Source organism: Flavobacterium macacae, from assembly GCF_003865365.1.
Classification (GTDB): domain Bacteria; phylum Bacteroidota; class Bacteroidia; order Flavobacteriales; family Flavobacteriaceae; genus Flavobacterium; species Flavobacterium macacae.
On record NZ_RQVR01000002.1, the window covers coordinates 316,680 to 331,249 of the forward strand.

12 protein-coding genes are annotated in these 14,570 nt (G+C 37.1%); 8 read left to right on the forward strand and 4 right to left on the reverse strand.

Annotation, left to right across the window (positions count from 1 at the left end):
- Positions 1 to 99: 99 nt before the first annotated feature.
- Positions 100 to 3,168: a leucine--tRNA ligase gene (locus tag EG849_RS03200; protein ID WP_125011635.1), complete on the reverse strand. Its 3,069-nt coding sequence runs from the start codon at positions 3,166 to 3,168 to the stop codon at positions 100 to 102.
- A gap of 415 nt (positions 3,169 to 3,583) precedes the next feature.
- On the opposite strand from EG849_RS03200, the gene EG849_RS03205 reads away from it, so the two are divergent.
- The 5 genes from EG849_RS03205 (at position 3,584) to EG849_RS03225 (ending at position 6,983) form a co-directional block, all read left to right on the forward strand.
- Positions 3,584 to 4,459 carry a cell division protein FtsX gene (locus tag EG849_RS03205; protein WP_125011636.1) on the forward strand — a complete coding sequence of 292 codons (876 nt, stop codon included), beginning with the start codon at positions 3,584 to 3,586 and terminating at the stop codon, positions 4,457 to 4,459.
- Positions 4,460 to 4,507: 48 nt separating this feature from the next.
- Positions 4,508 to 4,759, forward strand: coding sequence for a DUF3098 domain-containing protein (locus tag EG849_RS03210; RefSeq protein WP_125011637.1), 252 nt, complete (start codon positions 4,508 to 4,510; stop codon positions 4,757 to 4,759).
- A 65-nt stretch (positions 4,760 to 4,824) separates the two neighbouring features.
- A complete protein-coding gene (locus tag EG849_RS03215) occupies positions 4,825 to 5,643 on the forward strand; it encodes an undecaprenyl-diphosphate phosphatase (protein WP_125011638.1) in 819 nt (272 codons plus the stop codon).
- Entirely contained in the window at positions 5,643 to 6,350 is a 708-nt protein-coding gene (gene truB, locus EG849_RS03220) for a tRNA pseudouridine(55) synthase TruB (RefSeq protein WP_125011639.1), read from the forward strand. Before EG849_RS03215 ends, truB begins: the two co-directional genes overlap by 1 nt.
- 3 nt (positions 6,351 to 6,353) lie before the next feature.
- Positions 6,354 to 6,983 (forward strand): YiiX/YebB-like N1pC/P60 family cysteine hydrolase, encoded by a 630-nt coding sequence (locus EG849_RS03225; protein WP_125011640.1) that lies wholly within the window; start codon positions 6,354 to 6,356, stop codon positions 6,981 to 6,983.
- 85 nt (positions 6,984 to 7,068) lie between these two features.
- On the opposite strand, the gene EG849_RS03230 is transcribed toward EG849_RS03225, so the two are convergent.
- Positions 7,069 to 7,680 carry a thioredoxin family protein gene (locus EG849_RS03230; RefSeq protein WP_125011641.1) on the reverse strand — a complete coding sequence of 204 codons (612 nt, stop codon included), beginning with the start codon at positions 7,678 to 7,680 and terminating at the stop codon, positions 7,069 to 7,071.
- Positions 7,681 to 7,823: 143 nt separating this feature from the next.
- On the opposite strand from EG849_RS03230, the gene pyrH reads away from it, so the two are divergent.
- From pyrH to EG849_RS03245, 3 genes are all read left to right on the forward strand, one after another.
- Entirely contained in the window at positions 7,824 to 8,531 is a 708-nt protein-coding gene (gene pyrH, locus EG849_RS03235; RefSeq protein WP_125011642.1) for a UMP kinase, read from the forward strand.
- A gap of 75 nt (positions 8,532 to 8,606) precedes the next feature.
- Positions 8,607 to 9,170 carry a ribosome recycling factor gene (gene frr, locus EG849_RS03240; RefSeq protein WP_125011643.1) on the forward strand — a complete coding sequence of 188 codons (564 nt, stop codon included), beginning with the start codon at positions 8,607 to 8,609 and terminating at the stop codon, positions 9,168 to 9,170.
- A 117-nt stretch (positions 9,171 to 9,287) separates the two neighbouring features.
- Complete coding sequence (locus EG849_RS03245) at positions 9,288 to 11,783, forward strand: DUF5686 family protein (protein WP_125011644.1); 2,496 nt, start codon at positions 9,288 to 9,290, stop codon at positions 11,781 to 11,783.
- On the opposite strand, the gene EG849_RS03250 is transcribed toward EG849_RS03245, so the two are convergent.
- Both EG849_RS03250 and EG849_RS03255 read right to left on the reverse strand, forming a co-directional pair.
- Entirely contained in the window at positions 11,780 to 12,109 is a 330-nt protein-coding gene (locus EG849_RS03250; RefSeq protein ID WP_125011645.1) for a DMT family transporter, read from the reverse strand. The two genes, EG849_RS03245 and EG849_RS03250, sit on opposite strands and share 4 nt — an antisense overlap.
- Positions 12,110 to 12,225: 116 nt before the next feature.
- On the reverse strand, positions 12,226 to 14,496 hold the full coding sequence (locus EG849_RS03255; protein WP_125011668.1) for a cation:proton antiporter: 2,271 nt from the start codon (positions 14,494 to 14,496) through the stop codon (positions 12,226 to 12,228).
- Positions 14,497 to 14,570: the final 74 nt, after the last annotated feature.

Below are 14,570 nucleotides of genomic sequence, written 5' to 3' on the forward strand. Positions count from 1 at the left end.
ATTTTTCTTAAAATAGAACCTCGATTTTTTTCCGACCTTTAAAGTTGCAACGGCTTCTAAAACTGTTGCCGTTCGTCCTTTTTAAATCTTTTAGTTAAATTACCCCACCAAGTTGATGATTTTTCCTGGAACGATAATCACTTTATTCGGTATTTTTCCGTCTAATTGTTTGATGGTTCTTTCGTCAGCCATCACGATTTCTTGAATTTCAGCAACTGTCAAGTTTAGCGGAAGATTCATCGTGAAACGCATTTTTCCGTTGAACGAAACCGGGTATTCTTTGTTACTTTCTACCAAATATTCTGGATTGAATTTTGGGAAAGGAACCGTTGAAATACTTTCGGTGTGTCCTAATTTCTCCCACAATTCCTCGGCAATGTGAGGCGCATACGGAGAAATCAAAACAGCCAAAGGTTCTAAAACTGAACGTTCGTGGCAATTTTGTGCGGTCAATTCGTTTACGGCAATCATAAACTGACTTACAGAAGTATTGAAAGAGAATCCTTCGATATCTTCAGTTACTTTTTTGGTGGTTTTATGTAATGATTTCAAAGCTTCTGGCGTGGCCGGATTTGAATTTACAACCAACCCATTTTCATCAAAATACAATTTCCAAAGTTTCTTTAAGAATCCGAAAACCCCTGTGATTCCGGCGGTATTCCAAGGTTTTGCTTGCTCTAATGGCCCAAGGAACATTTCGTATAAACGCAAGGTATCGGCTCCGTATTCTTCGCAGATGTCGTCTGGTGTTACTACATTGTATTTTGATTTAGACATTTTTTCGACTTCGCGACCTACTATATATTTGCCGTTAGAAGTTACAAAAACAGAATCTGAATATTCTCTGTAAGTATTATCTAATTTAAAGTCTTCCAAATTTAAATTATTACCTGAATCCACAAGGTGTACACCAATATGAATTGGAGTTAACCTAACTGTAAATTGGCTAACTAAATCATCTTTTAACCCTTGTTCTTTTATTAAGTTTTCCATCTGAGGAATTTCAGACAATTTGATTTCAGATCCTAAAATACTGATATCTTTTTTATAGAACTCTGGAATCAAATCAAATGACAAAAATGATTTATTAGAAAGTTTTTTAATTATATCCTTTATAATTGTATCACCTTCTATCTCAGATTTTTCATCATCTACTGATTTCGAAAATTCAAGATTCATTCTATATGCATAAGCGCTCATTCCTAAAATCATTCCTTGATTAATCAATTTTTTGAACGGCTCTTCTTGATTGACAAAACCTCTGTCTTTCAAAAACTTGTTCCAGAAACGGGAATACAATAAATGTCCGGTTGCGTGTTCGCTTCCTCCTATATATAAATCGACGTTTTGCCAATAGTTTTGTGCTTCGTCTGAAACAAATTCGTCGTTGTTGTGCGCGTCCATATAACGCAACCAATACCACGAACTTCCTGCCCAACCTGGCATGGTGTTTAATTCTAAAGGAAAAATAGTTTTATGGTCAATCAACTGACTACTCACTACTTTATTTGCAATACTGTCCCAAGCCCATTCTGGTGCGTTTCCTAAAGGTGGCTGTCCGTCTTCGGTTGGCAAATATTTTTCTACTTCTGGAAGGCGAATTGGCAAATGTTGCGTGGCGATCATCTGTGGCAATCCGTTTACATAATACACCGGGAAAGGCTCGCCCCAATATCTTTGGCGGGAGAAAACAGCATCGCGCAAACGGTAGTTGGTTTTTCCTTTTCCTTGGCCTAATTCTTCCAACGCTTCGATGGCTTTTTGAGTCGCTTCTTTGTAATTCAATCCGTTTAGGAAATCAGAATTATCAATAACCACATTGTCTTTTGAACCGTAGGCTTCTTTTGAAATGTCTACGTTTTCAAAAATATTTTTAATTTCTATATTGAAATGTTTTGCAAACGCATAATCACGTTCGTCGCCACACGGAACCGCCATTACCGCACCAGTTCCATAACCAGCCAAAACGTAATCGCCAATCCAAACCGGAATGGCTTCTTTTGTGAAAGGATGTTCAGCATACGCGCCGGTGAAAACACCTGAAATGGTTTTTACATCGGCCATTCGTTCTCTTTCTGAACGTTTAGAAGTCGCTTCTACATAAGCTTCAACTGCTTGTTTTTGTTCGGGTGTGGTAATTTTCGAAACCAATTCGTGCTCGGGTGCCAACGTCATAAACGTTACTCCAAAGATCGTATCGGGACGGGTTGTGAAAACTTCAATTCTATGTTCGTTGGTTTCATCGCCAGACAATACATAATCCACTGCATTTCTTTCGAATTCAGAATCTTTCACTTTAAAAGTTACTAAGGCTCCAACCGATTTTCCGATCCAGTTTCTTTGGCTTTCCTTTAATGATTCCGTCCAATCGATGTCGTTTAGACCTTGCAACAATCTTTCAGCATAAGCAGAAATTCGCATACTCCATTGGGTCATCTTTTTACGGACAACCGGGTGGCCTCCACGTTCTGAAACCCCGTTGATGATTTCGTCGTTTGCCAAAACGGTTCCTAAAGCGGAACACCAGTTTACCTCAGTTTCGGCTAGGAACGTTAATCTGTATTTTAATAAAAGGCGTTCTTGTTCTTCTTTTGAATAAGATTTCCACTCCTCGGCAGAGAAAGCAGGAATATTATCGTCGGAAACGGCGTTTACTTTTACGTTACCGTTTTCTTCGAAATTCATTACCAATGTCTTGATATCTCTTGCTTCATTGGCATCTTTATCGTACCAAGAATTGAACAATTGGATAAAAATCCACTGTGTCCATTTGTAATAATCGGCGTTTGAGGTACGTACTTCCCGGCTCCAATCGAATGAAAAACCGATTTTGTCTAGTTGTTCTCTGTAACGTGCGATGTTTTCCTTGGTTGTTTTATCAGGATGTTGCCCCGTTTGGATGGCATATTGCTCAGCCGGAAGTCCGAAACTGTCATAACCTTGAGGGTGCAAAACGTTGAAACCTTGATGGCGCTTGAATCTTGCGTAAATATCCGAAGCGATGTAACCCAGCGGATGCCCAACGTGCAATCCCGCTCCTGATGGATAAGGAAACATATCCAAAACATAATATTTTGGTTTGTCTGAATTGTTTTGTGCTTGAAAAGTTTGGTTTTCTGCCCAGTATTGTTGCCATTTGGCCTCTACTTCGTTAGGGTTGTATTTCATTCTGCTTTTTATTTTTTTTAAGGAGTCATGCTTTCGCAAGCTCAAGTCATTTCTTTTTTAGTTCAGGATTTTAGGGCTGAACATTTATTTCGTTGTGTTTTTTGTTCAATTTATGTTGGGCGCAATTTTGGAAACCGGCGTTTAAAAAAATGCAGATGGTTTCTCAAATAGCCCCGATGACGCCTTTGTTTAAGCTCGTTCTTCTGCCTTTTTTGCAGAAGAACAGCGAGTGGCGTTCAGCGGGAAATGCAATTCCTGCAATACACTGTTTTTTCGCTTCTAAATAATTTCTATACAAAAAAAATCAATTCGAAGTGGCAAATTTACGTTTATTGTACGAAAGTCAAAACTTTGAGCGTTATAAACTGTGTTTAAAGAAATTCTTTATTATTTTTACGGCATCAAATTAAATTCTATGGCATCTTCTTTCGAAAAATTTCAAAAGCGACGACTTATTTCTTCTTATTTCTCTGTGGTATTGAGTGTTTTCTTGGTACTTTTTTTATTGGGAATTTTGGGGTTATTTGTAATCAATTCTAAGAAATTGTCTGATGATTTTAAGGAAGAAATCGCGATGTCAGTGTATTTCAAAAACGAAGCGAACGATAGCATTATCAACGCTTTTGACACGGAATTAAAGACTTCAAAGTTTGTAAAATCCTATGACTACGTAACGAAAGATCAGGCAGCGAAGCAACATACAGATATTATTGGTGAGGATTTTATGGCATTTTTAGGCGAAAATCCGTTAGAGAATTCGTTTGACATTCACTTGAAAGCCGATTATATCGTGACGGACAGCATCAAGCAGTTTGAAACAAAAATCTTGGAAAACCCGATGGTTTCTGATATTGTGTATGACAAAGTTTTGGTAAATTTGGTAAATGACAACATTCAGAAAATTACTTTTTGGATTTTAATCGCCAGCGGATTTTTGGCTTTGGTAGCGGTTTTATTGATCAACAGCTCAATGCGTTTGTCCATTTATTCGAACCGTTTTATCATCAAAACGATGCAGATGGTGGGCGCGACAAAGTCTTTTATCAGAAAACCTTTTATCTGGAGAAGCATCAAATTAGGCGTAATTGGTTCTGTTTTGGCAATTATTGCCTTGATGGGCGTTTTATATTATGTGGATACGAATTTCCCTAACCTGAATATTTTGGAAGACCAGCTGATGATCGGCGCCGTTTTGGTTGGTGTTTTATTAGTGGGAATCTTGATTACTTGGTTCAGCACTTTCTTCGCAACACAACGTTTCTTGAACTTAAGAACGGACGATTTATACTAGAATTGAGACTTTCACACTTTAGACTTTTAAACTTTAAGACTTAAAATTATGAGCAATAAAGAATCACATACTTCAAAAAACGAGTTTCTTTTTGAAAGAGCCAATTATAAATTTTTATTAATCGGGATTGCGGTTATCGCCTTGGGATTCATCTTGATGTCGGGCGGTGGATCGGACGATCCTGCTGTTTTCAGCGATAAAATTTTTGATTTCAGAAGAATTAGATTAGCTCCTACAACGGTTTTGATTGGATTTGGAATTACGATTTTTGCCATTTTAAAAAAACCGAAGAAAAACTAGAAATTCGAATGTTCAATTCTTAGATTTTTCGAAATATCGATTAATCGAACTGTCAAAATAAAAATATGGATTTAATTCAAGCTATTATAATTGCCATTGTTGAAGGTTTAACTGAATATTTGCCCGTTTCTTCTACAGCCCACATGGGATTCGCTGCCTCACTTTTAAATATGGAAGAAAGTGAGTTCTTAAAAATGTTTCAGGTTTCGATTCAGTTTGGCGCGATATTATCAATCGTAGTGCTGTATTGGAAGAAATTCTTTGACTTCACCAATTTAAGTTTCTATCTAAAATTAATTTTTGCCGTACTTCCTGCCCTGGTTTTAGGGTATCTTTTTGATGATAAAATTGAAGCTGTTTTAGGAAATCAAATCGCCATTTCTTCTGTTTTGGTTTTAGGCGGCATCGTATTGTTATTTGTAGACAATTGGTTTAAAAACCCAACTGTTAGTGATGAAAAAGAAATTACTGTAAAAAAAGCGGTGATCATCGGTTTTTGGCAATGTTTGGCAATGATGCCCGGAACTAGCCGTTCTGCCGCATCAATTATTGGAGGAATGACTCAAGGCTTAAGTAGAAAAGCTGCTGCCGAGTTTTCATTTTTCTTGGCCGTTCCCACCATGTTGGCTGTTACCGTTTATTCTATTTTTGTAAAAACTTGGGGAAAAGGAACGCCTACCGAAATGAAAGGCTATGAGATGATTCTTCAAGACCAAACCCATATTAACTTATTTATTGTCGGGAACATCGTCGCTTTTATTGTGGCTTTGATTGCTGTCAAAACCTTTATCAACCTTTTGACAAAATACGGATTTAAGTTTTGGGGTTGGTACCGAATCATAATTGGAATCGGCTTATTAATTTATTTTACTTACTTTAAATAATGAAATTAACAATAGAAGATTTCCAAGAAGGTCAGGTTTTATTGATCGACAAACCTTTAAATTGGACGTCGTTTCAAGCGGTTAATAAATTAAAATACACTTTAATCAATAAGGTTGGATTGCCTAAAAAATTCAAGATCGGCCATGCCGGAACTTTAGATCCTTTGGCATCAGGATTGCTTTTGGTTTGCACTGGAAAATTCACCAAAAGAATTTCTGAATTGCAAGGCCAAGCCAAAGAATATACCGGAACCATCACTGTTGGAGGGACGACGCCCTCGTATGATTTAGAAACGGAGATCAACGAAACTTTCCCGATTGAACATATTAGCAACGAATTAATTCACGAAACCGTAAAGCAGTTTTTAGGCGAAATTGACCAAAGACCGCCTATATTTTCTGCGTTGAAAAAAGACGGAATTCGTTTGTATGAACATGCGCGGGCAGGTGAAGAAGTCGAAATTCCTACGAGAAAAACGGTTATTCACGAATTTGAAATTACAAGAATCGCTTTGCCTGAAATTGATTTTAGAGTCGTTTGCAGCAAAGGAACTTACATCCGCTCCCTAGCTTTTGATTTTGGAAAAGAACTGCATTCTGGAGCACATCTTTCGGCGCTACGAAGAACAAAAATTGGCGATTACAAAGTAGAAGACGGCTATGATTTAGAAGCTTTTGTAGATTACTTTTCAGAAGATAAAGCGTAAATTATGAAAAAAATAGCCTTTTTAATTTTCCTCCTATTCTCTTTTATTTCGTATTCCCAAATCAATCCTTCTGATTTAAAAACAGGCGATCTTATTTTTCAAGATATGGATTGCGGTCCGTTATGCGATGCCATTGAAGCGGTGACTGATGGCTATAAAGGAAATGATTTCAGCCACATGGGATTGGTGTACAAAAAAAACGACAGCATCTTTATTATTGAAGCCGCCGGCACTGCTGTTCGATTAAATTCTTTGGAGAAATTTTCAAAGAACACCAAAAAACCAATGTACATTGGAAGAGTCAAAAAGAAGTATGAAAAATTAATTCCGGAAGCGATTTCTTTTTCTTTGGAACAGATTGGCGTTCGTTATGATGATGATTACGTATATGACAACGGAAAATATTATTGTTCAGAATTGATTTATGATGCTTTCAAAAAAGCAAATAAGGAAAAGCCTTTTTTTCAATTATTCCCGATGACCTATAAAGAACCGGGAACGAACGCGTTTTTCCCGGCTTGGATCGAATATTACAAAACAATCGGAAGCGAAATTCCAGAAGGAAAACCAGGCTGTAATCCGGGTGGCATGTCAACTTCTCGTAAGATTTATATCTTGGGAACTTTGAAATAAAATCCTTGAAACCTTCTGGAATTAAGAAAAATTCAGCAACTGTTGAGAAGCGTAATGAAACTTAATTTCGAAGTTTTTCAAATAGCTATTCCTGAATTTCAATCAACCGCATCATTTCTAAAAGTTCTTTTTGCGTGCTCAGCCCTTTGTCATGCAAATACCACATTTGAAGATCGGTTTTGATCGTTTCGTCAATAACGCCGTGTTTTTCTTTATAGTTTTTAACCAAATCAAAAGCTTCTTGCGGTCGCGGACCCCAATCTCCTAAAACTTCCAACGTTTCCGAATCCAAAATTAGCAGTTTCGGAATTGACTTTCCGCCATTGGTCAAAAACTCGTTCATCAAATCTTCATTATCATCACGAAGCACGATTTTAAAATCGATATTGTCAGACAGAACTTCCATTTTGTGCATAATCGGAAGCAATTGCGCTGCGTCGCCACACCAACCTTCTGAAATAAAAATCCACAGGTATTTTTTCTTCAAAAGTTTTAATCTTTCGACGTTTTCTGGAGTAATTGCTATGGTTTTCTCCAGACGATTCATTCTGGTCTCATTCAAATTGCTGTAATGCAATAACTCTTCCGACTGAACATCACCCGTTGATTTTCCTTCCAAAAGCAATTCTGAAACTACTTTTCTATATTCCAAATAAGTTAGGCTTTTGCTTAAACTCTCCTTAATTATATCTTTCATAACTTTGATTTATCTTTGCAAAATTAATTCATAAAAACGGAAATACTTTTTTTTGAGCAACATATTACAAAAAATTAGATAATGACTATATTTGCACAACTTTTGGTAAAGAAATAATGCCGAAAGTAAACTAAAACACAGCTATGAAATATAAAAGAATCCTTCTGAAATTAAGCGGAGAAGCCTTGATGGGCGACAGACAATATGGAATTGACCCAGCAAGATTGGCTGAATATGCAGAAGAAATTAAAGAAATCCACGACAAAGGCGTGGAAATCGCGATTGTAATTGGAGGAGGAAATATTTTTCGTGGCGTAGCCGGAGCAAGCAACGGAATGGATCGCGTTCAAGGCGATTATATGGGCATGCTGGCAACGGTTATCAACGGAATGGCGCTTCAAGGAGCTCTTGAAGAAAAAGGCATGTTGACACGTTTGCAAACGGCGTTGAAAATCGAGGCGATAGCAGAGCCGTATATCAAAAGAAGGGCCGTTCGCCACCTTGAAAAAGGAAGAATTGTTATTTTTGGTGCTGGAACCGGAAATCCGTATTTTACAACAGATACCGCAGCGGTTTTAAGAGGTGTTGAAGTCAATGCTGATGTCATTTTAAAAGGAACCCGCGTTGATGGCGTTTACACTTCTGACCCAGAAAAAAATGCGGATGCTGTAAAATTCGACACGATTTCTTTTGAAGACGTTTTGAAAAAAGGATTGAATGTAATGGACACCACCGCTTTTACTTTAAGCCAAGAAAATGAATTGCCAATCGTGGTTTTTGATATGAATAAAAAAGGAAACCTTCTAAAAATCTGCGAAGGACAAAATATTGGAACTGTAGTTAATGTATAATTTAAGATAGTTGGATAATTCGATTTATAGATAATTCGAAAAATCCAGCTCTTGAACAATCTAATAATCTAAAAGATGACTGAAGAAATTGATTTTATATTAGACAGCACAAAAGAATCTATGGAAGGTTCTATTGCTCACCTTGAAAAAGAATTTTTAAATATCCGCGCAGGAAAAGCGAGTCCTGCGATGTTGGGAAGTGTTTTTGTGGACTATTATGGTTCGCAAACTTCTTTATCTCAAGTCTCAAAATTAAGCGTTCCTGATGCGAGAACGATCACAATACAGCCTTTTGAGAAAAACATGATCCAGCCGATTGAAAAAGCGATCCAAATTGCAAACCTGGGGTTTAACCCAATGAACAATGGTGACCTCATCATCATCAGCGTACCGCCTTTGACAGAAGAGCGCCGTCGTGATTTGGCAAAACAAGCAAAAGCGGAAGCTGAAGACGCAAAAATTGGCGTAAGAAATGTTCGTAAAGACTCAAATTCTGAGATTAAAAAATTAGAAAAAGAAGGAACTTCAGAAGATATCTGCAAAAGTGCAGAAGACGAAGTCCAAAACTTGACAAATGCTTACATTAAAAAAATTGACGAACTTTTAGCGAATAAAGAAGCTGAAATTATGAAAGTCTAAGCTTTTATATAAACTCATAAAATCCACTTAAACAGTGGATTTTTTTTGTTAAAGTAGAGTACATTTGCAGTTGTAACAAATCTGGGCTTTAATCGTCTTATAATCAAATTCCCTTTGATGAGATTTCTCACTTTTCTGATGCTTTTTTTCTCGGTTGCTTTGCAAGCGCAATTTCAAATTTCTGGAATTGTAAGAGATGAAAACACCAAAAAGCCACTTCCGTTTGCTACAATTTCTTCCGCACACAATTCTACCATTACTGATGTTGACGGGAAATTTATTTTATTTACTAAAAGCGAAGTCCATTTATTTTCAGCATCTTACATTGGATACCGACCTAAAAATAATATTTCAAGAGGCACAAAAAATTATTTTGAAATAGCGCTTTCGCCAAAATCAGAAAGGATCGACGAAGTTTTAATTGCGTCCCAAGAAAATCCGGCGAATGAAATTATCATGAAAACCATACAGAATAAAAAAAATAACGACCCACAACAAAAGCTAAAAAGTTTTCAATTTAAGACGTATAATAAGCTCGTAGTAACTGCAAATCCTGATTCGATTGATGGACGGATTGACTCCGTTTTTGTCGAAAAATATTCAGGGCGCGTTTTCAAAGAAATCGATTCTTCTAATTATAATTTCAAGAAAATTATTGACAGACAGCATTTATTCCAAACTGAAAAAGTGTCGCAATTTCAGTTTACCGACAAGCGACTGAAGGAAACCATTTTGGGTACCAGAATGGCGGGATTGAAGAATCCGATTTATGAAATTATTGCTTTTAATCTGCAGTCTTTCTCGGTTTATGATTTGAAATACGAACTTTTTGAAACCAAATACCATAGCCCGATTGCTCCAGATGCTTTTTCAGATTATCGATTTAAATTATTAGACACTGTCACAATTGATAATAGAAGTGCTTTTATGGTTTATTTCAAGCCCAGAAAAAAGAGCAAAACCTATGGCCTTGAAGGCGTTCTTTATATCGACCAAGAGAATTTCGCTGTTGCAAAAGCTATTATGAGAATTCGCGCTGTAATGGATATTTCTGCCACGCACGAATTCAAATATTTGCAAGACCAAAAAATGTGGTTTCCTACACAAAAAGAGTTTAAAATTGTCAAAGGAAAAAATGATGATGATATTCGAATTTTAGGTGGAACCATTAAATTTGAAGGTGATTTTGACGAGAATAAAAAGCGCAAAAAAGAAGCATCTGATTTTACGTATTTACTTTCTAAATCTTATAATTTTGACGAAGAGTATAATGTTCCGTTGAAAATCAGGCATCCTGCAATTGCTTTGGAAGTTAAAAATGATGCGATTAAAAAAGACGAAACTTTTTGGAATCAATACCGAATTGACACGCTTGACGCGCGAAGCGAACGCACTTATTTTGCTTTGGACAGCATTGCAGAAAAAGAAAAAATTGAAAAAAAATTGCGCCTCGGCCGAAAAATTTTAAATGGATATATTCCAATTGGACCTGTGGATTTAGGCCTTCGCTATCTTTTGAGCTACAATAATTACGAAGGATTTCGTTTAGGTTTGGGTGGTATTACGAATGAAAAATTTTCGAATAAATTCCGTTTGGAAGGGTATACTGCTTACGGCACAAAAGACGGCGAAATAAAATACAGCATCGGCGGAGCGGTTCGATTGGGGATTTTTTCAAACACTTGGTTGGGCGGAAGCTATACCGATGACGTACGAGAGATTGCAAGTACTTCTTTTGCAATTGACAAGCGCGTTTTTAAAATATACGATCCCCGGCCCATCAACTTGAGCACGTTTTACAATCACAAGACATGGCGCGGTTATATTGAAACTAAAATCATCCCAAAAACGGAAAGTATCTGGCAATTATCACACAGCAGAATTGAGCCGAAATTTAATTATGTGTATAATCTAGGCGGAAAACTATACAGCAATTATGACATGACCACGGCAATGGTGGCCTTGCAGTGGAATCCTTTCAGTGATTATATGCAGACGCCATCAGGAAGATTAGAAATTGAAAAAAGGTTCCCAAAATTCACGTTTCAGTTTACGCAGTCGCTTCCAAAAGTTTTTGAAAATGACTTCCAGTTTTCAAAATTAGATGTTCGTGCAGAATATGAAAAGAAATATTTAAACGGACAAAAAACTGCTTTTTTGATGGAAGCCGGCTATGCGTTGGGCGACCTTCCGATTTCGCATTTGTATAATACTTCGCCAAACAGCCTTACGAAGGAGAAGATCATCCAGCGCATTACAATTTCAGGAAAAAACAGTTTTGAAACGATGTATTTTAATGAGTTTTTCTCCAGTAAATATGCGATGTTTCAATTAAAACACGGCTTCAAAAGAATGATGCTTTTTAAAGGAATCAAACCATCAGCGGTTTTGGTAACTCGTGCCGCCTGGGGCGATTTGGAAAAACCAGAGCAACACGTCGGGCTGGATTATAAAACATTGCGCGATGGTTATTTTGAATCAGGAATTGAATTAAACCAAATTTATAAATTCATCGGGTTATCGGGATTTTACAGATATGGCCCCAACCAATTGCCTAGATTGGAAGACAATATTTCGGTTAAGCTGACTGTACTTTTAAACTTAGGTATTTAGTGGCTTGAAACAAATTTCAATCCGATTATGGAAGCAATCAAAGTAGAAAGAAAAAAGATTCTCCAGAAAGTCGCTGGTTCTTTAAAGATTAAAATCCCAACCAAAACAGTTCCTACCGCTCCGATTCCGGTCCAAACGGCATAAGCCGTTCCGATTGGCAATGTCTGGGTCGCTTTGTACAAAAGCGCCATACTGATGGTCAAACAGACAAAAAAGCCACCCATCCAAAGGGTAGATTCAGTGCCAGACGTTTCTTTGGCTTTGCCTAGACAGGATGCAAAACCTACTTCAAATAACCCAGCAATAATCAGTAAAATCCAATTCATTTCGATTGTTTTTAAATATATAAAACCTGCCTAACTAAAAAGTTTGGCAGGTTTATTAGAATTAATAATAACGTATTTTTACAAATAATCCGTAACAAAAATAGCACTTTTTACTTTTACGGCTTAATAATTAACACAGATGGCGTGTTATTTAACCAAATACTTTGGGAATCGACTAATTTCTTCCAGCTGTCAAGACTGATAATCATCAAATCGTGATTTTCTAAAAACTCTTTGGTCATCGTTATTTCGTTTGACATAGTAATGTGGTTTGGCGCAATATGTTCAATTGAACGAATACTTTCTTTAATTTCAGAATTGTTTTTAATCTCGCCCGCCGGATCTAAAACCGTGATTTGCGAACCGTTATTGTGAATTAATTTCTGCGCGTATTCAATTAAAAACTTGTCTTCGGCAGAAAACAAAGGCATAAAAACCTGGTCAATTTCTTCAAGATTTTTATCCATCAAAATTCCCACCGGCATTTTACTGTAAGCAATTATATGACGGGTTCTTTCATCAAAAGGGGAATTCTCAAACAAGCCTTCCTTTCCTGACAATTTATCAATCAAACGATCTGGATTGATGATTCTTGTGGTGTAACCCAAAACTCTCCCTAGCAATGTTCCTTCAAAAATAGACTGTCCCAAGCCAATTAACAGCAAGTCAAATTCGCCTTGATTCGCAATTTCAATACTATCAGAATCCACGTCAACGGAAGCTTTGTAAAGGGTAATTATTTTTTGATTTAAATTTTCGGCTTCACTGACAATCGGCTTAAAAACTTCCTGCTCATAATGGCTGGCATCAAAACCGTGCAATTCATTGCTGGACGACAAATGCATCGTGGTAACCATTGCATTTCCGTTTTGCTTTTTCACTAGGCTATTTGCAATTTTCAGCAAAGCTACTCCTCGCTCGTGAACAGAAAAAGAAAGCAAAATTTTATATTTGATCTTCGCGCTAATGGACTCTGGAATAATTGAATTATTAGTCTTAAATAAATAATTTATTAAGTCTAAAGCAGGACCCGTCATTAATGTGGTGACTAAAGCCATAATTACCATCATTGTAAATATCATCGGAGAAAGTACCCCAAGTTCATACCCGATATTTAGGACAATTAATTCCATCAAACCTCTGGTGTTCATCAAGGCGCCGATATATAAGGAATCGCGCCAATTTTGGCCCACAAATTTTGCTGCCAAAGTACTTCCTAAAAACTTTCCGATGACGGCAACCGCAATTATAAATCCTGTGATTTTCCATAAATAAGGATCGTCCAAAAGTCCGATTTCCGTCCTTAATCCGGTAAAAACAAAAAATAGCGGCAGTAAGACAATTAATGCAATATCTTCTACTTTTTCAATAAAAATACTTCTGAATTTTGCACTTTCGGGCATAATAACGCCTGCCATAAAAGCTCCAAATAAAGCGTGGATTCCGATCACTTCTGTTACGTAAGAAGAAATAATTAAAGTCAAAAAGAAGATGGCAACCACTGGTTTGCTCAATGTTTTTCTAGAAGAATATAAATCGCCCACTCTTTTCAAGAAAGGTTTTACGATCATGATCATTAAGAAAACATAAGCCACTGCCAAAGCAATTATATATAAAGAGCTGACAAAAGAACCCGCTTTTACAATAGCGATAACAGCCGCCAAGATACACCAAGCCGTGATATCATCTGCTGCAGCACAAGTAATGACGATGCTTCCTAATTTTGTTTTGTGGATGCCTCTTTCCTGCACGATTCTTGCCAAAACCGGAAAGGCCGTGATGCTCATTGCGATACCGCAAAAAAGGGCAAATGACAAAAATTCTACTCCTGCTGGCGCAAAGGATTCGTACATAAAATAAGCCAAGCCGATACCTAACGTGAACGGAAAGATAATACTGGCATGGCTGATGACCACTGCATCGTGTGCCTTATTTCGCAGTACTTTTAAGTCCAATTCCATTCCGATGACGAACATAAAAAGTATCAGCCCGATTTGGCTCAAGAATTGCAGATTGCCAAGTGATTCTACCGGAAAAAGTGCTTCTTTAAACTCCGGAAAATACAATCCCACTAAAGAAGGCCCGAGAACGATACCTGCAATAATTTCTCCAACCACAGACGGCTGCCCGATTTTTCTGCAAATCCACCCAAAGAATCTTGCGACTAAAATAATCGTCAGGATTTGCGCCAATAAAATTGCCAGCGGATGTTGCAGGCTGTGCTGCATCGAATCTACAAATTCTGCCCAATCTGATTTGTCAGAAGTCTTTGCTATGATGGTCCTTCCGTGTTCCAGATGCTTTCCTTCTTTTAAGAACCAGTAAATTACTAGCGAAAAAAAGGCAACGAGAACTACATAGAAAATAGAATTTTTATGTTTGCGCATGGTGTGGTTATTTTGCGCAAATATCTGCATTGAAAATCTTTTAAATTTGATTTTGTAAAATAGTTTTTAGGCTT